Raw genomic sequence first — 19,690 nt, 5'->3', positions numbered from 1 at the left:
GGCGAGGACGGTGACGCTGCCCTGTGCGGCTGCACATCAGCCGGTGTCAGCCGGCCTGCGCGAGGCAGGGGCGGATGGAGAGATCGGCGTCCGAGCTTCCCTCGCGATCGGCGATCTGCGACTGCAGCTCTTCGAGGAAGGCATCGGCATGCGCCTCCTCGACACCGGCGGCGACGGCATCGGCCTTCCACGACTCGATCTGCGAATCGCCCACCTCATCCCGCAGCTTCTTCTGTTCCTCCTCGGAGAACTCGACCGGAGCGCTGCCGGACTCCAGATAGGCGGTGCAGCTCTCCTCGAGATCGCTCGCGACGAAGCCCGAGGCATCCGCGGCGAACGTGTCGACCTGTGCCTCGATGGCCGTCCGCTGTTCGTCCGTGAGGCCGTCCCAGTCGGACCCGTTCATGAGGATGGCGCCCACCGAGTACACGCCGAAGCCGGGATCGGCCACATGGGGTGCGACCTCGTGGAAGCTGTTCTGGATCGCGATGTCGAAGGGGTACGACGTGTAGCCGTCGATGACGCCGGTCTCCACCGACTGATAGACCTCGCCGGCGGAGATGGAGACGGGGTTCGCGCCGATCTGGCTGATGGTGTCCGAGAGGAGGCCCACGGCGCGGATCTGTTTGCCGCCGAAGTCCTCGACGGTCTCGATGGGGGAGCTCGAGCCCACGATCGTCGTGGCGACGGGGACGAAGGAGACGAGGTGCACCCCTGCCTTGTCGTACTCGGCCTGCAGGACCTCGCTGCTCCGGTACATCTCGTTCATGGCGTCCGTGTGCGAGGCCGGATCCTGGGACATGAACGGGACGCTCGCGACATTCGTGAGCGGCAGTTCTCCCGGGTAGTAGAAGGGGTTGATGATGCCGACGTTCGCACGGCCGTCCGCGATCCCAGGCAGGATGTCCGCGGCGGCCAGCAGGGACTCCTGGTGGAACACCTCGGTGTCGGCGATGTCCTCCTCTGCCAGGAAGTCCGTGACGCCGACGAAGGCCCGGCTGAACGAGTTCTGCTCGGGCATGTAGTTCGCTCCCTGCCATGAAGCGGCACCGGTGTCGCTCCCGCCGGCTCCGGCGACACCGCCGCAGGCAGCGAGCGCGAACGCGGCACCGGCCGCCGTCGCGGCTCCGCAGAGGCTCCTGGTGGATATGCGCATGAGGATCTCCTTTGATTCTCGTGTCGGTTCCAGGCTCCTGTGCCGGGCTCGCGGTCTGGTGCGGCATCGGCGAACGCTGGACATGAGCCAACATAGTCACACGCATAGTGTGAGTCAATGAAAACTTTTCAATCGGAAAGCAATTAGATCAATGAACATTTCATGTAACTTCCTGACTGAGCGTCGCTCGTGCGGTCCTCCTGCGGCGCCCGGGTTGCTGCGGCGCAGGAGGAGGGTGGGCCCTTGACAGGTGCTTATCGAACGATCACTGTTCTTATGTGCAGAGACAAGGAGGTCGCACATGCATGGAGCATCGAAGAGCACCCTGACAGCCGTCGCCGGGACTGCTGCTGCCGTCCTCGCCCTGACAGCCTGTGCCGGTTCCGCCGGCTCGTCCGGCGGGGGCGGAGGGGCAGGCGGAGGGGCCGGATACGAGTACGGCGCCTCGGACGAGGAGATCCTGGCTGCGTTCGAGGACGTGGAGCCCGTCACCATCAAGTACCAGCCTTCCGCGCAGTCCGCCGAGGGGCCGGACTCCTACCGGGCGCAGGCGTTCAAGGACAACCTGGAGACCAGGTCCGGTGGGAAGATCACGGTGGACACCACCTATGCGCAGGGCATCGCAGGTTACACGGACCTGCCCGATGCGCTCGCCGACGGACGCGTGGACATCGCCTACGCGCTCCCCATCTACCAGCCGGATGAGTTCCCCGTGTTCCAGGCGTGGGTGACCGGCACGACCCTCACCGGCACCTCGCCACTCGTCGACGAGCTCGCCGCCAATGCGGCTCTGGGGGAGCTCGCCTGGCAGGACGAGAATCTCGTCGCGGAGTTCGAGGATCGGGGGCTCACTCCGCTCAACCTGTTCAATGCCGCCGGCGCCGTCATGTCGTTGTGCTCGGAGCCGCACACCACCGCAGCCGATTGGGCTGGGAACCAGGTGCGCGCCTCGTCCACCGCCCAGAGCGCGCAGCTCGAGGCGGTCTCAGCCTCGCCGGTGTCGCTCGAGTACACCGAGGTGTTCGAGGCGCTCCAGCGCAACACCATCGACTGCACGCTCACGGCGACGCTGCCTGCGGAGACGGCAGGCGTCTTCGAGGTGGCGAACGAGGTCGCCTATACGACCGACGTGACCTTCGCCCGCGGTCCCGGCGGGGTGTTCGCCGGCAGCGCATGGGACTCCTGGCCGCTGGCCGTCCGCCAGCTGGTCTTCGACTCGATGGCCGACGAGTTCGTCCAGTCGCGTCGCGGTGACCTTGCGGGCAACTACGCTGCCGCTGAGCTGGTGCGCGAGGGAGGGGGCTCCTTCGCGGAGATGGACCGGGAGACCCAGTCGCTCATCCGCGCGGCCTCCGAGGGGCTCGTGGAGGAGAAGGTCGGTGACGGCCTGCTGCCGGAGGGGTCGGTGGAGGCCATCCCCGCCTCGGTCTCCGAATGGCGCGACATCGTCACGGAGCTGGGGTATGAGGACGAGGGCTCCTTCGCGGACTTCGACGCCTGGTACCCGGAGGACGACAGCGACTACCTCACCCCGCTGGGCGAACGGTACTTCGCGGAGGTCATGCTGCCGCACCGGCCCAGCTGAGGCTCGCCAGCTGCGCGAGCGGGGGTCCGCGCGGCCGAACATGCCAAGCCGCGGTCGCGAAAGCTCAGCATGCGCACGTGATTGCGCGGCGCAGCTGAGTTTTCGCGACCGTGTGCGGCAGCGGGACGCGCGCCCGGAGCCCTCGCTGCAGAGAGGCGAACTCCGCTGTCAGCCCTCCGAGTCCAGCCAGGCGCGCACGGCATCGCCGTCCGCGCCCAGCTCCGGCGGCTGCTTCCGGTAGCTCACGGGCGAGGCGGAGAACGAGAGCGAGGGGCGGATGGTGGGGATCGACCCCTCCTCCCCGGTGGTCCACACCGGCTCGAGGCCCAGCTCCTCCGCTGTCACCAGGCCCTCGTTCACGCTCTGCACGGGTGAGCTCGGCAGTCCCGCGGCGCTCAGGAGCTCGAACCACTCGTGCTTGCCCCTGTGCGAGAGCGCCTCCTCCAGGAGGGGCCGGAGCTCGTCGCGGTTGACGTTGCGCTTCTCCGGGGAGTCGAAGCGCTCATCCTCGCTCCACTCCGGATGTCCCAGCACCTTCGCCAGGCGTGCGAACTGCCCGTTGTTCGCGCCCACGATGATGAGCTCCCCGTCCCCGGTCGGGAACGCGTTGTACGGGTAGATGGTGCCGTGCTCTGCACCGGCGCGCCGCGTGGTCTGCCCGCTGAGGGCCACCTGGTACTGGTTGGTCATCGTGAACAGCGCATTGCTCATGAGGTTGTTCTCGATGAGCTGGCCCTCGCCGGTGAGGTCGCGGTGCCGGACGGCCGCCGTGATCCCCAGCGCGGTCATCATGCCCGTCGTGATGTCGAAGAGCGACACGCCGGAGCGCACGGGCGGGCCGTCGGGCTCGCCGTTCATGTCCATGAGGCCCGCGGCGCCCTGCACGAGGACGTCGTAGCCGGGCATGTCTGCGCCCTTCTTCGTCCCGAAGCCGCTGATGTGCGCGTAGATCACCTGTGGGTTCAGTGCGCGCACGCCCTCGTAGCCCAGGCCGAACTTGTCGATCGAGCCGGGCTTGAAGTTGTGGAGGAAGACGTCTGCGCGCGCAGCGATGCGCTTGGCGACCTCGAGGTCGTCGGGGTCCGTGAAGTCCAGGGCGATCGAATGCTTGTTCCTGTTCACGGCCTGGTAGTAGCTGGCCTGGCCCATGTGGACGGGAGGGCTCCAGGAGCGTGTGTCGTCACCTGTGGGGCTCTCCACCTTGATGACGGTCGCGCCCAGATCGCCCAGGGTCATCGAGCAGAAGGGTCCCGCGAGGACGCGCGAGAAGTCCGCGACGACGATGCCGCTGAGCGGCCCCTGCGCGGTGTCCGTGGTCTCTGTGGGCAGACTGGTCATCGTCTTCCTCCGTGGGTGAGCGGGCAGATGTGCTGGCCTACTAGCGTATAGTCCAAGAGGCCGAACGTTTGATAAGGCCAAGCTCTGAGACGGCGGCCCAGGGTCCTCGCCGGTCCGCCGCCGGAGCTTCGCCACTGCCGCGAGGAGAAGCCGACGATGATGTCGAGAAGCCAGACAGCGTCCGCATCAGCCCCCAGCGGGATCGGCCCCGGCGTGCGCCCGTGGATCGCGGCCCGTGTGGGAGCGGACGAGAGCGCGATCGGGTTCCGGGTGCTCTCCGTGGGCCGTTCGAACCTCACGTTCGCCGTCACCCTCGACGGCGTCGACCGCTGGGTGCTGCGCCGCCCGCCCCTGGGGCACGCGGGCGGCAGCGCCCATGACGTCTCCCGCGAGGGCCGGATCATGGCCGCACTCGGCCCCACGCCCGTGCCGGTGCCCACCATCCTCGAGATCGTCGACGATCCGGATGTGCTCGAGGTGCCCTTCGTCTTCCAGGACCACTGCGACGGGTTCCCCATCCACGAGCCCGCGGACCTCGAGCTCATCCCCGCCTCGGGATCGGTGGCGGATTCGATGCTCTCGCTGGTCGACGCTCTCGCGAAGATCCACTCCGTGGACGTCGATGCGGTGGGCCTGGGGGACCTCCGCCGTCCGGGAGGCTTCGTCGAGCGCCAGCTGCGCCGCTGGCTGGGGCAGTACGAGGCGGTCACCACCCGCGACATCCCCGTCATCGCCGAGGTGCAGGCCGCGCTCGCGCGCGACATCCCGCCGGAGACCGCCACCGGCCTCGTGCACGGGGACGTCAAGCCCAACAACATGCTCTTCGACCGCCGCACGGGCGAGGTGCAGGCGGTCGTCGACTGGGAGCTGTCCTCGATCGGCGATGTCGTCACGGACCTGGGCTACCTCCTCGCCATGATGTTCGTCCCCCTCGAGTACACGGGCATCTGGACGCCCACGCCGGCCGAGGGCGGGCTCACGGCGGAGCAGGTCGTCTCCCGCTATGCGGAGCTCACCGGCCAGGACACCTCACGGGTGCCGTACTACGCCGCCTTCGCCGCCTGGAAGCTCGCCTGCATCCGGGAGGGCGTCTACACCCGCCTCAAGCAGGGGCGCATGGGCGATCTCGACCTGGACCCGGAGGAGACGGGGGCGGGTGTGGAGCCGTTGGCCGCCCATGCGCTCGAGATCCTGCGCTCGGGGCAGCTCTGAGGCCCGCCTCGGCGTCAGCGCTCGCGTCTCGGTTCGCGCTCGCGTACTCGTGTCTCGGTTCGCGCTCGTGTCTCACTCTGCTTCGCCGCATCCGCGTGGGAGCGATGCACAGCGAGACATGAGTCGCACCTGAGACGGGAACCGTCCCTAAGACGGGAGCCGCACCGGAGGCACGTGCGCCTCGGGCGGGTGAGATCCGTGACACAGGCGCCCGCCGAGACGCGTGAGAAGGAATAACCGGCGCGCCCATCTCCTTGGACTCCCCGGGGTCGGACAGACGGTCCGGGCCCGTACGGCAGCGCCGCGCCCGAGGCGCCGGTTCGCCCGCCGTGCCACGCACACCAGGAGCAGCAGGAGTCTGAGACCATGACGCGGATCGGAATCATCGCAGGCAGCAACCGCCCCGGAGCGCTCAACCCGCAGGTGGTGGACTGGGTGAAGGCGCAGCTGGACGCGGCCGGCGTGGAGAACGCGGTCGTGCGGTACGAGGACTTCGATCTGCCCATCCTCGACGAGCCGATCCCCGGCGGCGCGCACCAGTACCAGAACGCGCACACGGTGGCCTGGGGCGCGGCCCTGGAGCCCTTCGACGGGTACATCGTCGTCACCCCGGAGTACAACCACTCCGTCCCCGGCCCGCTGAAGAACGCCATCGACTTCGTCGGCCCCGAGTTCGCGCACAAGCCCGTCGCCTTCGTGAGCTACGGTGCGGACAAGGGCGTGCGCGCGGTCGAGGCGTGGCGTCTGGCCTTCACGAACTTCCGGGCGGCCACGGTGCGCGGGACCGCCTCCTTCTCGATCTTCACGGACTTCGCCGAGGGCGAGTTCGCTCCGGAGGAGGTCTCCGCCCAGACCTTCGGGCCCATGCTCGGGGACCTGCTCGCGTGGGCCGAGGGCTTCAAGACGGTCCGCGCGGCGCTCGCGGCCTGACGCCCGCGTCTCCCTCCCGCTCGCGTCTCACTTCGTGCTCGTGTCTCATCCTGCGTCGATCTTCCGGCTCGCAGGCGAAGCGGAGTGAGACATGAGCGGGACTTGAGACGCGAGTGGGAACTCAGACATGAGCGGGAACTGAGACGCGAGCAGGCACGACAGGAGGGGCCGAGACGGACATCCGTCTCGGCCCCTCCTGCACGTCACCCGGGCGCATCCGGGTGACGCGCCCTGCCCCTCAGCCCGCGACGAGCACCACGCGGCCGGTGACCGCGCGGTTGGCGAGGTCGTCGAGGGCGCCGGTGACGTTCTCGGCCTCGAGCGGGCGCTCCTGGATGGGCAGGCGGGGGAGGTCCGTCTCGCCGGCGAGCTCCACGAGCGCCTTGAGCTCGGGCAGGCTGCCCACGAAATTGCCCTCGATCTTGAGCTGGGAGAGCGCCAGCAGGGTCGTGGGGAAGGCCAGCTGCCCGCCGAACAGTCCCACGCTCACGAGCTTCCCGCCGATCCCGAGCGCACTGAGCGCGAGGCCGGAGGTGGCGCCGTTGTTGACGAAGTCGATCGCGCCGGCGAGCTTGCCCCCACCGGCGGCGATGAGGTCCGCGACCGGGTTCTCGCCGGTCGTGAGCACGGTGGCGGTGGCGCCGGCGGCCTTCGCGTTCTCCAGCGCGGCCTCGCTGACATCGGCGGCCACGATGTTGTTGTGCCCGCGGGCCTTCAGGATCGGGATGACGCTGAGCCCCACGCCGCCGGTGCCGATGACGGCGATGGGGCGGTCGACCTCGGGGGTGAGGACCTTGGTGGTCGCGGCGTAGGAGGTCAGGCCCGAGCATGCGAGGGTGGCGGCCCAGGAGGGATCGAGGTCGCCCACCGGCACGAGGTAGCGGGAATCCGGCACCCAGACCTCGCGGGCATAGCCGCCGTTGAGCGCGACGGAGAGGTTCCGCTTGGCGCCGGTGCAGTAGTTCTCACGGTCCTCGGCGCAGGCCTGGCACTGCCCGCAGCCGATCCACGGGAACACGATGAACTTCTCATCTCCGGGCTGCACGGAGGATTCGGGCCCGGCGGCCACGACCTCGCCGACGATCTCGTGTCCGAGGACGAGCGGGTACTCGGCACCGGCCGAGGTGTAGGGGAGCTTGCCGGCGTCGCCGAGGTCGAAGAACCCCTCGCGCGCGTGGAGGTCGGAGTGGCAGACACCGGAGTTCGTGATGCGGACGAGCACGGAGGCGCCCGTGAGCTCCGGGGCGTCGATGTCGATCTCCTCGGCGGGAGCGTTGGGGGAGGCGATGCCGAATACCTTCATGAGACCCTCCTCGGTCTGCGGAATCTGGTCGTCTGTGACCTGGCTGAACGTTCGACAGATAGCCGGGCGCTCATGCATCACTCAATCACAGGGAGGGTGCGCGCGGCTACTGATCTCGGAGGAGGACTTCCGATGTGCGGGGGGCCTGCGCTGCGACGAGGCGCGAAGGGGCGCCCGCGCCGCACGCCCTCGCAGACACCGCCCCCGACTGCAGATGCGCATCCTCGCGCGGCAGACATGCGCGGCCTGCGAGCGCACCCTCTGATCCGGCGCAGGACGCGCATCAGATTACTTAACTTTTCTGCATCAAAGGATTGTGATTTCTCTCGATCATGTGCATAGTTGAGCGTGCCAGTCATGTGAACGGCATCACGGTCGTCAGTGCGGACGCCGGTGTCGACGAACGCTCAAGGAGCTTCAATGAGGAAACTTCCAGCAGTCGCCTCGGCGGCGGCGCTCGCCCTGACCCTCTCCGCCTGCGGGAGCGGCGGACAGGAGGCCCAGACAGCGGTCGAGGAGGGCCCCCTCCCGGACACCTACGCCATCAGCACCTACGGGACCGGGACCTCGACCTATGCCGACACCTCGGCGGTGGCGGAAGCGCTCACCAACAGCGAGGGGGCGAGCATCAGGGTGGTGCCCTCAGACACCGCGATCGGGAGGGTCTCCCCGCTGCGCGATGGGCAGGCGCTGTTCTCCCGCGGCGGCGACGAGTACATCTACGCCTTCGAGGCCGAGTACGATTTCGCCGTGCCGGACTGGGGGCCGCAGGACGTCCGGATGACGTGGGCGCCCACCGCGCCGCACAGCCTCATGGCCATGAGCGATTCCGGCATCGAGACCTTCGCCGATCTCGAGGGGAAGCGCGTCCCCTGGGCCACCGCGAACCCCTCGGTGCAGAACAAGATGACCGCCTTCCTCGCCTATGCGGGACTCACCTGGGACGATGTCGAGGCCGTCGACATCAGCTACGGCGATCAGGCCGATGGGCTGCGCAACGGGCAGATCGACGTCGTCTACCAGCAGGTCTACGGCTCCTCCCTCTACGAGCTCGACAGCCAGCACGATGTGCAGTGGCTGGACCTCGACGCCGGCGACGAGGAGGCGGTGGAGCGGATGATCGAGGTCGCCCCCTCGACCTACGTGGACACCTTCACCGGCGGTCCGGCGCAGGCCGAGGGCGAGGAGACCGAGGCGCTCTTCTACACCGTCCCCGTCATCACCTACGCGGACACCTCGGTCGAGGCCGTCCACGACCTCGCCACGCAGCTGCACGAGAACTTCGACGCCTACAAGGACGTCACCCCCACGACGGACGGCTGGGGGATCGACGCGATCCAGAGCGAGCCCACCCAGGTGCCGTTCCACGACGGCCTCGTGCAGTTCCTCGACGAGCAGGGCGTGTGGACGGAGGAGGCCGAGGCCCGCAACCAGGAGCTCATCGAACGGCAGGAGCAGCTCCAGGCGGAGTGGGACGCCTACCTGGAGGCCACCGAGGAGTCCGAGGTGGGGCATGAGAGCTGGATCGAGTGGAAGGACGAGAACCTCAGTTGACCCCCGGCGGCGGTGAGTCCGCTGCCGGCCCGCATCAGGGGCCGGACCGCACAGGTCCGGCCCCGCCCCCGATTGGACTCCCATGGATACTCGACTCACCCCGCTCTGGAGGGCGGTCGTGGCGGTGCTCACCGTCGCGGGCATCCTCCTGGCGATGAACCAGGTCTTCTTCTGGAACCCCGGCGGCTTCTCCCTGCTCCGCAACTCCTATCTGTACTTCGTCCTCGCGTGCTTCCTGCCCATCTGCTTCCTCGCGTTCCCCATCGCCAAGGCCGTGCGGCACCGGCCCGTGCCCCTCTACGATGCGGCTCTCGCGCTGATCGCGGCCGGCACCTGCGTGTACTTCGGGCTCAACGGCGAGAACATCGTCAACCAGGGCTGGGACTACGTGGCGCCGCAGACTGCCGTTCTGCTGGCCTACGTCCTCTGGATCCTCGTGCTCGAGGCGCTGCGCAGGACCGCGGGCCTCATCGTCACCGTCATCGCGCTCGCCTTCTCGCTCTATCCGCTGGCCGCCGGCCACATGCCGCTCGACTTCCTGCGCGGCATCTCCGCGGATCTCACCGGCTCCGCACGGGCACATGCGATGGGCGTGGACTCGATTCTCGGCCTGCCGCTGCAGACGGCCGGGCTCATCCTCATCGGCTTCCTCCTCTTCGGCGTCGCACTGCAGCACACGGGAGGCGCGACGTTCTTCTACGACCTCGCCCAGGCCGTGTTCGGCCGCTACCGGGGCGGTTCGGCCAAGGTCTCGGTCTTCTCCTCCGCGTTCATGGGCATGATGTCCGGCTCTGCGGTCTCGAACGTCCTCACGACCGGACCCATGACGATCCCGGCGATGAAGAAGGCCGGGTTCCCGGGACGCTACGCCGCCGGCATCGAGGCGACAGCTTCGACCGGCGGCACCGTCACCCCGCCCATCATGGGCAGCGCCGCGTTCCTCATGGTCTCCTTCATCGGCGTCCCGTACAGCGAGATCGCACTCGCCGCAGCGGTGCCTGCGGTCCTGTACTTCCTCGGCATCTTCGTGCAGGTGGACGCGTATTCGGCCAAGGCGGGCCTGCGCGGCGAGGCGGGTCCGGGTGCCGGTGCCGTCGGCGGCATACTGGCGCGGGGCTGGCCCTACCTCGCCGCGCTCGTGGGCCTCGTGGTCCTGCTGGTCGTCCAGCAGCGCGAATCGCAGGCACCGTACTGGATCGTGGGCTTCCTCGTGGTCGTGCTGATCGTGAGGCTGGCGGCGCAGGGGAAGGCCCGGCAGATCCCGGAGTCGCTGTACTCCTTCGTGGTCTCGGCGGGCCGGACCATCGCCGAGATCATCGGCATCATCGCCGGTGTGGGACTGATCGTGGGCGGTCTGTCGATGACGGGCGTCTCGCTCTCGCTGGCCCGCGAACTCGTCGCAGCGGTGGGGGAGAACGTCGTCCTCATCCTCCTCGCGGGAGCGGTCACCTGCTTCATCCTGGGGATGGGCATGACGGTGTCGGCCGTCTACGTCTTCCTCGCGATCGTCATGGCGCCGGCGCTCACGCAGCTGGGCGTGAACCCGATCGCCGCCCATCTCTTCGTCATCTACTGGGCGACGGTCTCCTACATCACCCCGCCGGTGGGACTGGCGGCGTTCGCGGCCGCGAACATCGCGAAGACGCCGCCCATGGCGACGGCGTGGAAGGCCACCCGGCTGGGCGCGGTCAAGTACCTCGTGCCGTTCGCCTTCGTCTTCAACCCCGCGCTGCTGGGGCAGGGGAGCGGCCTCGACATCGCCCTGGCGATCGTCACCTCGGTGGTGGGCGTCATCTTCCTGGGCTGCGCGTTCGAGGGCTGGATGGTCGGGGTGGGACGCGCCCTCACCGTTCCCGCACAGATCCTCATGGGCGTCCTCGCCGCCGCGTCGCTGGTCGCGCCCTCGGCGGTCATGAGCTTCGCTGGTCTGCTCGGGTGCGCGGTGGTCGCCTTCGCCACCCGCTTCTGGAACGCCGGCGACGAGACCGTGTCCGCGGAGCGCGAGCGGGCGCGGATGGCAGCCGAGGCCGCGGCGGACGAGGGGAGGTCACCCGCGGAGGCGTGAGCGCCGCGCCTACCGCCGCGGCTGCTCGCGCAGAAGGCTGCGCAGGTGATAGCCGCGGACGGTGCCGAAGAGCACGAGCACGACGGTCGCCGCGGCCACCAGTCCGACGACGGCCCAGTCGATCCCCGGCTGGGTGTGGAAGAAGGCGAGCTCCGCGATGAGCACGGAGAAGATCGAGGCGCACACCGCCGGGATCGTCCACGAGGCCGAGATGCGCGAGGAGATGGAGATGATGACGACCGCTCCTGCCGCGATGGCCAGCGGCGACACCTGCCACACCGTGATGACCACGAGTCCGGCCACGAGGGCCGAGGGCGGCCCGATGTAGGTGTCCTCCTCGAGCTCCTCGCTGTCGTGGCGGATCGCCGCGGGCACGAGGCACAGCGCCAGCAGGCCCAGGACGGCGTCGGAGACGAGCGTGACCCAGAACAGCTCGGGATCGGACATCTTCACCCCGGGCAGCCAGGCGTTGATCGCGGCCGCGTGGTAGAAGAACGAGTACACGAGCCCGAGGACGGCGGAGATGAGGACCAGCGCCGTGGTCCTGTGCTTCGACCGCAGCGGCGAGCTCACCGGTGGGCCGGGTGGGGGCATGGTCATGGCTCCTCGTCCTGTGCCGGTCGTCGTGTGCGGTGTCCGCAGCTCTCCCACCATGGTAGGCAGTCTCCTCCGTCTGCGCTCGCGGCTGATCCCCAGGTCCAGGTGGCGGGTTTTCCCCACCGACGACGGCAGTTCGCCCCGTGGTCCGCGGTCCTCCGGCGCGGGATAGTGGAGGCATGAACGACGAATCCACGAGACCGCTGCCGCAGGAGGGCGCCGCTCCCGGTGCCGCGGCTCCCGGCGAGACCGCCCCGGCCGATGCGCCCACCCGCGTGATGCCGGACGGCGAGATGCCGACCCGCGTGCAGGCCGCGGCCCAGCCGCACGAAGCCGCCGAGGCGCAGGAATCCTCCCAGCCTCAGGCCACCCCCGTACCTCACCCCACCGGAGACCCGAGCCCCGCCGACTGGGACCCGGACAGCTGGGCTCCCGCAGCGGCACCCGCCCGCTACACCAAGGCCCGGATGCCCTGGCTCATGGGCATCTTCAACGTCACCGTCTCCGCCCTCGTCGGGGTGTTCCTGCTGTGGATCCCCACCCTGCTGTTCTTCTCGGGCGTGGCGGGGCTCTTCGCGCTGGGCAGCGGCGTCCTCGCGCTCATCGTCTGGTTCTTCGTGATGCGCGCGATCCATCATGTGGAGCGGCTGCGCTCCGAGGCCGTCTACGGCGAGCACATCCTCGTGCCCCGCTGGCGGCGGACGCTGCGGACCGGGTTCCCCGGGTGGCTGCACCAGCAGTGGCTCATCCTCGCCTCGGGCGCGTTCTGGCGCTCGACCGCGCACCACTACGTGAAGGCGGTGTACGGAGCGTTCGTGGGCGTCCTGGTGACGCTCGCCGTCGCCACCGGCGTGGGCGTGCTGACGCTCGCGATCAACCCTGACGCGGGCTCCTCGTTCTTCGTCATGGGCTTCACCGACGTGCCGGCGGGCATCCTCGACGGGTTCGGTGAGAACGTGCCCTTCGCCGCGCGCTTCTGGGTGGGCGCACTGGGCGTGCTCATCGCGCTCGTGGGCTTCGCGATCCTCGTGTTCTCCCCGTGGCCTGACCGCATGCTCGACCGGGCTCTGCTGCCTCCGGCCAAGACCGAGGAGCTCGAGGAGCAGCGCGCGACGCTCACCCGCGAGGTCGGCCAGCTCGAGACCGCCCGCTCGGGCGCGGTGGACGCCGCGACGACGGAGCGTCTGCGGATCGAACGCGATCTGCACGACGGGGTCCAGCCCATGCTCGTGGCGCTGAGCATGAAGCTCGGCATGGCGAAGTCGAAGCTGGACTCGGACCCGGACGGGGCCAAGCGGCTCGTGGGCCAGGCGCACGAGGACTCGAAGGCCGCGATCACGGAGCTGCGGCAGCTGGCCCGGGGCATCCACCCGGCGGTGCTCGACGACCGCGGACTCGATGCCGCGATCAGCGCGCTCGCCGCACGGTCCTCCGTCCCCGTCTCGCTCGATGTGCGCGTCCCGGAGGGCGTGAACAGGGAGGCCGAGTCCGTGGCCTATTTCGTCGTCGCGGAATCGCTGACGAACATCGCCAAGCACGCTCAGGCGACGTCCGCGCACGTCGCGATCACCGGCATCGCGGCCGAGGCGGGACACGCTCTGCAGATCGTCGTGACGGACAACGGCCTCGGCGGTGCGAAGATCATGCGTGACGGCGTGTCGACAGGACTCCGGGGACTGGCCGACCGCGTCGCCGCAGCCAAGGGAACCCTGTCCGTGACCAGCCCCGCCGGCGGTCCGACAACGATAGTCGTGGAGGTGCCATGCGCATCGTGATCGCAGAAGACAACGTCCTCCTCCGGGAGGGCATCTCCCTCCTCGTCACCGATGCCGGGCACGAGGTGGTGGAGGCGGCCGCGGATGCGAACGGCCTGCTCAGCGCCGTCGCCGCCCTGGCTCCGGACCTCGCCGTGGTGGATGTGCGGATGCCGCCCTCGTTCACGGACGAGGGGATCCGGGCCGCGACCCTCATCCGCGAGCAGAATCCCGAGGTGGCCGTCCTCGTGCTCAGCCAGTACGTGGAGGAGCGCTACGCGAGCGAGCTCATCGCCTCGGGCAAGGGCAGCTTCGGCTACCTCCTCAAGGACCGGGTCGCCGATGTCGAGGACTTCCTCGGAGCGCTCGAGGAGGTCGCCGCGGGCGGCACCGTGCTCGATCCCGAGGTGGTCTCCCAGATCCTCGTCCGCTCGCGGAAGCAGGGCGGGCTGGCCGATCTCACGGAGCGCGAGCGCGAGGTGCTGGAGCACATGGCCTCCGGCAAGTCGAACTCCGCCATCGCGCAGACGATGTTCCTCTCCGCCGGGGCGGTGGAGAAGCACATCAGCTCCATCTTCGCGAAGTTCGGACTCTCCGCGGACACGAGTGAGAACCGCCGCGTGCTCGCCGTCCTCCGCTTCCTGGGCGTCTGAGCCGCACATACCCTCTTCACCACAAGGACCCGATCATGAACGATCAGCACGACCCCGAACAGCAGAACCCCTACGATCCCCCGCCGCGGCAGGACGTGCCGCAGACTGAGTCGCAGCCGCAGGTGCCGCCGCAGACCCAGCCGCAGGCCGCGCCGCCTGCGGAGAACGCGCAGAACCGTATGCCGAGCGGGCAGCAGGCACAGCCCGGGCCGCAGGTGCCGAGCGGGCAGCACCCCGCGCATGCGCCGTTCGGAGCCCCCGGCACCACCCCTGCTCAGAGCATGCCCGGTGCTGAAGGTGCTCCGGGGCAGGGTGTTCCGGGCCAGGGCGCTCCCGGCTACGGCTTTCCCCGTCACGGCGCTCCGAGCCAGGGCATCCCCGGTCACGGCGCTCCGGGTGTGCCTGCGGGTGCCGCGGCAGGCGGCTACGGCGGGCAGCCGCCGCAGCCGCCCCACACCCCGCCTCCCATGCCGGGGCCGCAGCCGCCTCGCGGTCCCTCCTCGGAGCCCGGGCGGCCGGCGGAGCCGATGACCCTGGGCGGCCCGGGCCGGGCTCTGGGGCGGACGCTCATCGCAGTGGCGGCGATCGCCGCGCTCGCGGTCCCCACTGCGGCGATCGGTGTGGGCGCCTACCACCAGATCAACCAGATCACGGAGACCACGACGATGGACCTCCCCGCGGACACCACGGCGCTCACCGTGGACGCCACCCGGTCCACGGTGTCCGTGGAGGTCGACGAGGAGCTCGACGCCCCCGCCGTGGAGCGGATCTATCAGGGTCGTCGGCAGGCGGTGCCGGAGCTCCAGGTGAGCGAACAGGACGGCGAGGCGCGGATCCGGCTGGACGATTCGGGCAACTCCCGCTGGTGGCTGGACGGCTACGAGGAGCTCAGGGTGAAGCTGCCCGGGGAATACGCGGAGCAGCTGAGCCTCGACGTGGCGACGACGTTCGGGACGATCGACGTGGCGGGGGAGTACGACGCCGTGAATGCCTCGACGGAGGCGGGCGTGGTGAACGTCATGGACGTGATCGCCGGACAGGTCGAGCTCTCCGCGACGACAGGGGTCATCGATGTGTGGGACGGATCTGCGGAGGTCCTCACCGCGCAGACCCAGACCGGTGCGATCTCCGTCTCCGGCACACGGGTGTCCTCGCTGCTCAAGGCCACGACCCGCAGCGGCTGGGTGGACCTCGAGCTGAGCGGCGGGACCGTGCCGGCGGACGGCATCGAGGCGAGCGCGAAGAGCGGCGCGGTCGATGTGGCAGTGCCGCGGGAGAGCACGCTGGAGGATGCGGAGCTCACCGGCTACTCGGTCACGTCACAGACCCAGGCGGGCTGGACGGACGTGCTGATCGCGGATTCCGCGGCGGAGGAGGGCGTGGTGCCCATCACCGTGAGCACCTCGAGCGGCGGGATCACGATCGAATATCTCGACGGAGCGGACGACCGGGGCTGGGACGAGAGCGACGCCGCATGGGACGAGGGTCATGACGGGTACGGCGGCGACCGGTACGGAAGCTAGCACCGGACCTGCGGCTCCCTGAGCGCTGACCGCGGGCCCGGGGCGATGAGCAGGCAGCGATGAGCGCCTGGCGCCGTCTCGCCTGGCCGCAGGCTCACTGCGCCGCAGGGTCACCGCGCCGCCGGAGCGCCGCGCCGCCGGGGTGCTCCGCTCAGTCCTCGGCGCCCGCGGCCCCGGTGTCGGCGCGTGAGACGGGAGCCTCTCCCGCATGCCGGATCGCGGCGAGGACGGCGGCCACGGCCGCGGCGTCGATGAGCGCCTGAGGCAGGGCACCGTCCTCGGAGGAGGCGCTGTGAGTGGTGTCGCCGGCGGCTGTGCCCCGGGCGGAGGCGTCGGCCCCGCCCGCATGGCCGGCTCCTGCTGGCTCGGCGGCTCCGCCCGGTTCGGTGGCCCGGGGGACGTGGACGAAGCCGGCGAGCGGCGCCTCCTCGCCGTTCTCCCGCATCCGCGCGGCGCATTCCAGCGCCGCGTACATCACCGCATTGCACACGAAGGTGCCCGCCGTGTAGGAGAGACGCGAGGCGACGCCCGTGGCCCGGACCGCCTCGGCCATCGCGCCCACCGGCAGGGTCGAGAAGTGCGCGGGCGCCGCCCCCGGCACCAGGGGACGATCGACCGGCTGCGCGCCGGCGTTGTCCGGGATGCGCGCCTCGGCGAGGTTGAGGGCCACGCGCTCGGGGGTGACTTCGGCCCGACCCGCCGCCAGCCCGAAGGAGACGACGACAGCCGGGCGCACCTCGGCGATGAGCTCCGCGATCTGCCCCTGGGCGGCGGCGAACTCGACCGGCAGGACCCGCACGGTGAGGTCCGCGATCCCGGCGAGTTGGGAGGCGACCGCGCGGACGGCGTGCTCGGCGGGGTTGTCATCACCCGCGCCGAAGGGCTCGAAGCCGGTCACGAGCACCCGTGGGAGCGGGCCTGCGGGCGCATGCGGTGGGAGATCGGTCATGTCGCCAGGCTAGCGAATGCACGGTCGGACGCGGCGGCTATCGCCGGGGCAGCGCTTCCCGTCCGGAACCCTGCCGCCCGCAGAGCCTCCCCAGCGGCGCAGGGCTCACATGAGAGCATCCTCAACTTCCGCACCTGTCTGCGCGGATGACCGGTAGTGTGAGCGGCAGCACTCACCCCTTCCCGAGAGGACCGATGATGACGTCGATGTACCGCAGCTACCGCCTCGCCTCCCGCCCGCAGGGCGCACCGACCGCGGAGAACTTCGAGATCGCCGAGGCGCCGGTCCCGACGCCGGCCGAGGGCCAGGCCCTGCTCCGCACCCTCTACCTCTCCCTCGATCCCTACATGCGCGGGCGGATGGACGATGCGAAGTCCTATGCCAAGCCCGTGGAGATCGGGCAGGTGATGGTGGGGGCGACCGTCGCCGAGGTGGTCGAATCGCGCTCGCCCGAGGTCAAGGCCGGTGACATCGTGCTCGGCTACGGCGGCTGGTCGGAGTACTCGGTCGAGGACGCGACGACGCTGCGCGTGCTCGATCCCGCGGCCGCGCCCGTCACGACGGCGCTGGGCGTACTCGGCATGCCCGGCTTCACGGCCTATGCGGGACTGCTCGCGATCGGCGATCCCAAGCCGGGTGAGACGGTGGCCGTGGCCGCCGCGACGGGGCCGGTGGGTTCGGCCGTGGGCCAGATCGCGAAGATCAGGGGCGCGCGGGCCATCGGGATCGCAGGCGGGCCCAGGAAGGTCGAGCTGCTGCGGGAGTTCGGCTTCGACGAGGCGCTCGACCACAGGGAGGACGACCTCCGCGGGACGCTCAAGGCCGCTGCCCCCGACGGCATCGACGTCTACTTCGAGAACGTCGGCGGCCATGTGTGGGACGCCGTACTGCCGCGGCTCAACACCTACGCGCGGGTGCCGGTGTGCGGGCTGGTCGCCGGCTACAACGGCACGGGCGCGCTCTCACCAGCCGGGTCGATGGAACGGCTCATGCGGGCGGTCCTCACGAAGTCGCTCACGCTGCGCGGGTTCATCCAGACCGAGTTCGTCGAGGCGATGCACGCGGACTTCCTCCGTGATATGACCGCATGGGTCGCCGAGGGGCGGGTGAAGTACCAGGAGGACGTCATCGACGGCTTCGACGACGTCGTGGGGGCGTTCAACGACATGCTCGCGGGGAAGAACTTCGGCAAGACGGTCGTGAAGGTCGCGGACTGAGGGCATCCCAGGACGGGAACGCCCTTCTCACAGACTGCGGAGATAGCGCCTGCGGTACAGCGGCTGGAGCGCGAGCGCGCCGGGGAACAGGAGGCCGCGGAGTCCGGGAGCAGCCGTCGTGAGCGAGCGGAGCGTGAGCCTCACCGTGCCGTGGGCATCCCGGCTCATGACCCAGGCCTCCTCGCCGCACACCGGATGGCCCGCGCGGGTGCCGTAGGCGCAGCCTGCCCTGTCCTCCGCGTCCACGACCGCGACGACCCGCACGGGCTCACGCACCACCATCGGCCCGAGGCGGGCGAGGACGATCCGGTCCTCGCCCGCCCGCACACGGGCCTCGCCTTTGTGCGGGGTGCCGTCCGGCCCGGGTTCCGGGGTGGGATCCGGGGTGTTGTCCGGCTCGCCACCTGGCTCACCGCCCGGCCCGCGGTCCTGCCTGGGTTCCAGCCCGCTGTCCGCCGGTGCCAGGGAGAAGCCCGACCGCAGCTTGACCTCCCAGCGGAGGACCGCCTCGGCGGCGGTGCGCCAGGCTTCCTCTCCCCGGCCGATCACCGTCACCGCCTCGTGCCGCCGGAAGCCGGCGGGCGTCGGATCCCAGACCGCGTCCGCCGGCCGGGTGGCACCTGGGCAGCCACAGGTGAGCGGCGCGGGCGCGGGCTGCGTGCACCCGGACGGCCTGCCGTGAGCCGAGGGCTTCCTCCTCCGTCGCCGACCGCTCACTGCAGCCAGGCGGGGAAGGCGGTCTCGAAGCGGTGGGCGAGGACGAGCGCCAGCCGGGCCTTGCGCGCATCGAGCACACCTGCGGGCACGAGGCCGCGCGCGATGAGGTCGAGCTCGGCACCCGGGTAGCCGTAGGTGCGTTCGAGCACCGCGCCCGCACCGGTGCGGGAGGCCAGCACGACGGGCATCTCCGCCGCGAGCGCCCCGGCCCGCTCGACCGCCTCGACGGAGACGTGCCCGCCGCCCACTCCGGAGAGCACGCAGCCGGAGTAGCCGGCGCCGGGCAGCGCCTCGAGGAGGGCCAGGTCGTCGCCGAGGCCCGCCTCCACGAGCGCGATGCGCGCGAATCCGAGGGCGGCGGCCGCCTCGGGCACCTTCCAGCCGGGCACCTCGCGGGAGGCCAACGGCACATGGGGCAGGAGCACGCGGTCCTCGGAGACCCAGCCCAGCGGTCCCATGCCCGGGCCCGAGGCGAACGCCGCGACCGAGGTGGTGTGCGCCTTGACGGCATAGAGGGGATCGTGGAGCTCATCGGCGAAGACGAGGACCGAGGCGAGTCTCCGCTGGGCGGCCAGCTCGCGGACCTGCGGGCTCAGCGCGGTCAGCGCCGCTGCGCGGACGTTCGCCCCGCCGTCCGCCCCCGGCAGGGAGGGATTGCGCATCGCACCCGTGACGGCGATGGGGATGCCGGAGTCGTTGAGGAGCGCCAGGACGAAGGCGGAGTCCTCCAGCGTGTCGGTGCCCTGCGTGAGCACGATGCCGTGGGCGCCTGCGGCTGCGGCGCGGCGGGCGGCGCGGACCACGGCACCGAGGTGCGAGAGCGTGATCGAGCCCGAGCCCACCTGCGCGAGCTGCTCGAACGTGATGCGGAGGGGAGGGGCCGCCGGGTCCTCGCCGTCGTCGCGCAGATGGGCGGTGGTCGAGGCGGGCAGGTCGTCGAGGTGAGCGGCCGCGGCGATCTCCTCCGCGCCCACGCTCGGCACGACGCCGCCTCCCGAATCCGCCGGGACCGAGGCGATGGTGCCGCCCAGGGCGATCACATGCAGGTGGGGAGTGCTCATTGCGCGAGTCTAACGACGCGCGGGCGGAGTGCGGTGCTGCGGGTGCGCCAGGGGGTGCGTCGTGCCCGTGAGCGAA

At 70.4% G+C, this 19,690-nt stretch carries 16 protein-coding genes; 9 read left to right on the top strand and 7 right to left on the bottom strand.

The window, feature by feature from the left end; translation table 11 throughout:
* Positions 1-46: 46 nt before the first annotated feature.
* Positions 47-1,156: a TRAP transporter substrate-binding protein DctP gene (gene dctP, locus K318_RS0118145; protein ID WP_029090522.1), complete on the bottom strand. Its 1,110-nt coding sequence runs from the start codon at positions 1,154-1,156 to the stop codon at positions 47-49.
* A gap of 301 nt (positions 1,157-1,457) precedes the next feature.
* Between dctP and K318_RS0118140 the strand changes: the two genes are divergently transcribed.
* Entirely contained in the window at positions 1,458-2,741 is a 1,284-nt protein-coding gene (locus tag K318_RS0118140; RefSeq protein WP_029090521.1) for a TRAP transporter substrate-binding protein, read from the top strand.
* Positions 2,742-2,909: 168 nt separating this feature from the next.
* Here the strand turns inward: K318_RS0118140 and K318_RS0118135 are convergent, their stop codons facing one another.
* Complete coding sequence (locus tag K318_RS0118135; RefSeq protein WP_029090520.1) at positions 2,910-4,079, bottom strand: CaiB/BaiF CoA transferase family protein; 1,170 nt, start codon at positions 4,077-4,079, stop codon at positions 2,910-2,912.
* Between the two features lie 156 nt (positions 4,080-4,235).
* Between K318_RS0118135 and K318_RS0118130 the strand changes: the two genes are divergently transcribed.
* Complete coding sequence (locus tag K318_RS0118130; protein ID WP_084500396.1) at positions 4,236-5,291, top strand: phosphotransferase family protein; 1,056 nt, start codon at positions 4,236-4,238, stop codon at positions 5,289-5,291.
* Positions 5,292-5,657: 366 nt separating this feature from the next.
* Positions 5,658-6,221, top strand: coding sequence for an NADPH-dependent FMN reductase (locus K318_RS0118125; RefSeq protein WP_029090518.1), 564 nt, complete (start codon positions 5,658-5,660; stop codon positions 6,219-6,221).
* A gap of 238 nt (positions 6,222-6,459) precedes the next feature.
* Here K318_RS0118125 and K318_RS0118120 read toward each other — a convergent pair whose 3' ends face one another.
* Positions 6,460-7,524, bottom strand: a complete 1,065-nt coding sequence (locus tag K318_RS0118120; RefSeq protein ID WP_029090517.1) for an alcohol dehydrogenase — start codon at positions 7,522-7,524, stop codon at positions 6,460-6,462.
* Positions 7,525-7,944: 420 nt separating this feature from the next.
* Between K318_RS0118120 and K318_RS0118115 the strand changes: the two genes are divergently transcribed.
* Complete coding sequence (locus tag K318_RS0118115) at positions 7,945-9,078, top strand: TAXI family TRAP transporter solute-binding subunit (RefSeq protein WP_029090516.1); 1,134 nt, start codon at positions 7,945-7,947, stop codon at positions 9,076-9,078.
* Positions 9,079-9,160: 82 nt separating this feature from the next.
* Positions 9,161-11,143, top strand: coding sequence for a TRAP transporter permease (locus K318_RS23225; RefSeq protein WP_084500395.1), 1,983 nt, complete (start codon positions 9,161-9,163; stop codon positions 11,141-11,143).
* A 9-nt stretch (positions 11,144-11,152) separates the two neighbouring features.
* Here the strand turns inward: K318_RS23225 and K318_RS23220 are convergent, their stop codons facing one another.
* Entirely contained in the window at positions 11,153-11,743 is a 591-nt protein-coding gene (locus K318_RS23220; protein ID WP_156914098.1) for a hypothetical protein, read from the bottom strand.
* Between the two features lie 176 nt (positions 11,744-11,919).
* On the opposite strand from K318_RS23220, the gene K318_RS23215 reads away from it, so the two are divergent.
* The 3 genes from K318_RS23215 to K318_RS25780 are packed head-to-tail and all read left to right on the top strand — an operon-like array spanning position 11,920 to position 15,670.
* Positions 11,920-13,515, top strand: a complete 1,596-nt coding sequence (locus K318_RS23215; protein WP_051298202.1) for a sensor histidine kinase — start codon at positions 11,920-11,922, stop codon at positions 13,513-13,515.
* Positions 13,503-14,147 (top strand): response regulator transcription factor, encoded by a 645-nt coding sequence (locus K318_RS0118095; protein WP_029090515.1) that lies wholly within the window; start codon positions 13,503-13,505, stop codon positions 14,145-14,147. The genes K318_RS23215 and K318_RS0118095 overlap by 13 nt, the downstream gene beginning before the upstream one ends.
* A 35-nt stretch (positions 14,148-14,182) precedes the next feature.
* The gene (locus K318_RS25780; protein ID WP_029090514.1) at positions 14,183-15,670 is read left to right on the top strand and encodes a DUF4097 family beta strand repeat-containing protein; all 1,488 of its coding nucleotides are present in this window, start codon (positions 14,183-14,185) and stop codon (positions 15,668-15,670) included.
* 151 nt (positions 15,671-15,821) lie between these two features.
* Here the strand turns inward: K318_RS25780 and K318_RS23210 are convergent, their stop codons facing one another.
* Complete coding sequence (locus tag K318_RS23210; RefSeq protein ID WP_084500394.1) at positions 15,822-16,619, bottom strand: pyroglutamyl-peptidase I; 798 nt, start codon at positions 16,617-16,619, stop codon at positions 15,822-15,824.
* A 197-nt stretch (positions 16,620-16,816) separates the two neighbouring features.
* Here K318_RS23210 and K318_RS0118080 point away from each other — a divergent pair, with 197 nt between their 5' ends.
* Positions 16,817-17,836, top strand: a complete 1,020-nt coding sequence (locus K318_RS0118080) for an NADP-dependent oxidoreductase (RefSeq protein ID WP_029090513.1) — start codon at positions 16,817-16,819, stop codon at positions 17,834-17,836.
* 27 nt (positions 17,837-17,863) lie between these two features.
* On the opposite strand, the gene K318_RS23205 is transcribed toward K318_RS0118080, so the two are convergent.
* Complete coding sequence (locus tag K318_RS23205; protein WP_084500393.1) at positions 17,864-18,553, bottom strand: DUF1990 domain-containing protein; 690 nt, start codon at positions 18,551-18,553, stop codon at positions 17,864-17,866.
* Positions 18,550-19,614: an asparaginase domain-containing protein gene (locus K318_RS23200; protein WP_035282275.1), complete on the bottom strand. Its 1,065-nt coding sequence runs from the start codon at positions 19,612-19,614 to the stop codon at positions 18,550-18,552. Before K318_RS23200 ends, K318_RS23205 begins: the two co-directional genes overlap by 4 nt.
* Positions 19,615-19,690: the final 76 nt, after the last annotated feature.

The organism is Brevibacterium album DSM 18261, from assembly GCF_000426445.1.
Taxonomy (GTDB): domain Bacteria; phylum Actinomycetota; class Actinomycetes; order Actinomycetales; family Brevibacteriaceae; genus Brevibacterium; species Brevibacterium album.
The sequence above is the reverse complement of the archived record's forward strand: the minus strand, read 5'-3'. Positions and strand labels throughout refer to the sequence as shown.

Coding starts and splice junctions, on each gene's coding strand:
- dctP (WP_029090522.1), bottom strand. CDS start 1,156: ATGCGCATATCCACCAGGAGCCTCTGCGGAGCCGCGACGGCGGCCGGT.
- K318_RS0118140 (WP_029090521.1), top strand. CDS start 1,458: ATGCATGGAGCATCGAAGAGCACCCTGACAGCCGTCGCCGGGACTGCT.
- K318_RS0118135 (WP_029090520.1), bottom strand. CDS start 4,079: ATGACCAGTCTGCCCACAGAGACCACGGACACCGCGCAGGGGCCGCTC.
- K318_RS0118130 (WP_084500396.1), top strand. CDS start 4,236: ATGATGTCGAGAAGCCAGACAGCGTCCGCATCAGCCCCCAGCGGGATC.
- K318_RS0118125 (WP_029090518.1), top strand. CDS start 5,658: ATGACGCGGATCGGAATCATCGCAGGCAGCAACCGCCCCGGAGCGCTC.
- K318_RS0118120 (WP_029090517.1), bottom strand. CDS start 7,524: ATGAAGGTATTCGGCATCGCCTCCCCCAACGCTCCCGCCGAGGAGATC.
- K318_RS0118115 (WP_029090516.1), top strand. CDS start 7,945: ATGAGGAAACTTCCAGCAGTCGCCTCGGCGGCGGCGCTCGCCCTGACC.
- K318_RS23225 (WP_084500395.1), top strand. CDS start 9,161: ATGGATACTCGACTCACCCCGCTCTGGAGGGCGGTCGTGGCGGTGCTC.
- K318_RS23220 (WP_156914098.1), bottom strand. CDS start 11,743: ATGACCATGCCCCCACCCGGCCCACCGGTGAGCTCGCCGCTGCGGTCG.
- K318_RS23215 (WP_051298202.1), top strand. CDS start 11,920: ATGAACGACGAATCCACGAGACCGCTGCCGCAGGAGGGCGCCGCTCCC.
- K318_RS0118095 (WP_029090515.1), top strand. CDS start 13,503: ATGCGCATCGTGATCGCAGAAGACAACGTCCTCCTCCGGGAGGGCATC.
- K318_RS25780 (WP_029090514.1), top strand. CDS start 14,183: ATGAACGATCAGCACGACCCCGAACAGCAGAACCCCTACGATCCCCCG.
- K318_RS23210 (WP_084500394.1), bottom strand. CDS start 16,619: ATGACCGATCTCCCACCGCATGCGCCCGCAGGCCCGCTCCCACGGGTG.
- K318_RS0118080 (WP_029090513.1), top strand. CDS start 16,817: ATGACGTCGATGTACCGCAGCTACCGCCTCGCCTCCCGCCCGCAGGGC.
- K318_RS23200 (WP_035282275.1), bottom strand. CDS start 19,614: ATGAGCACTCCCCACCTGCATGTGATCGCCCTGGGCGGCACCATCGCC.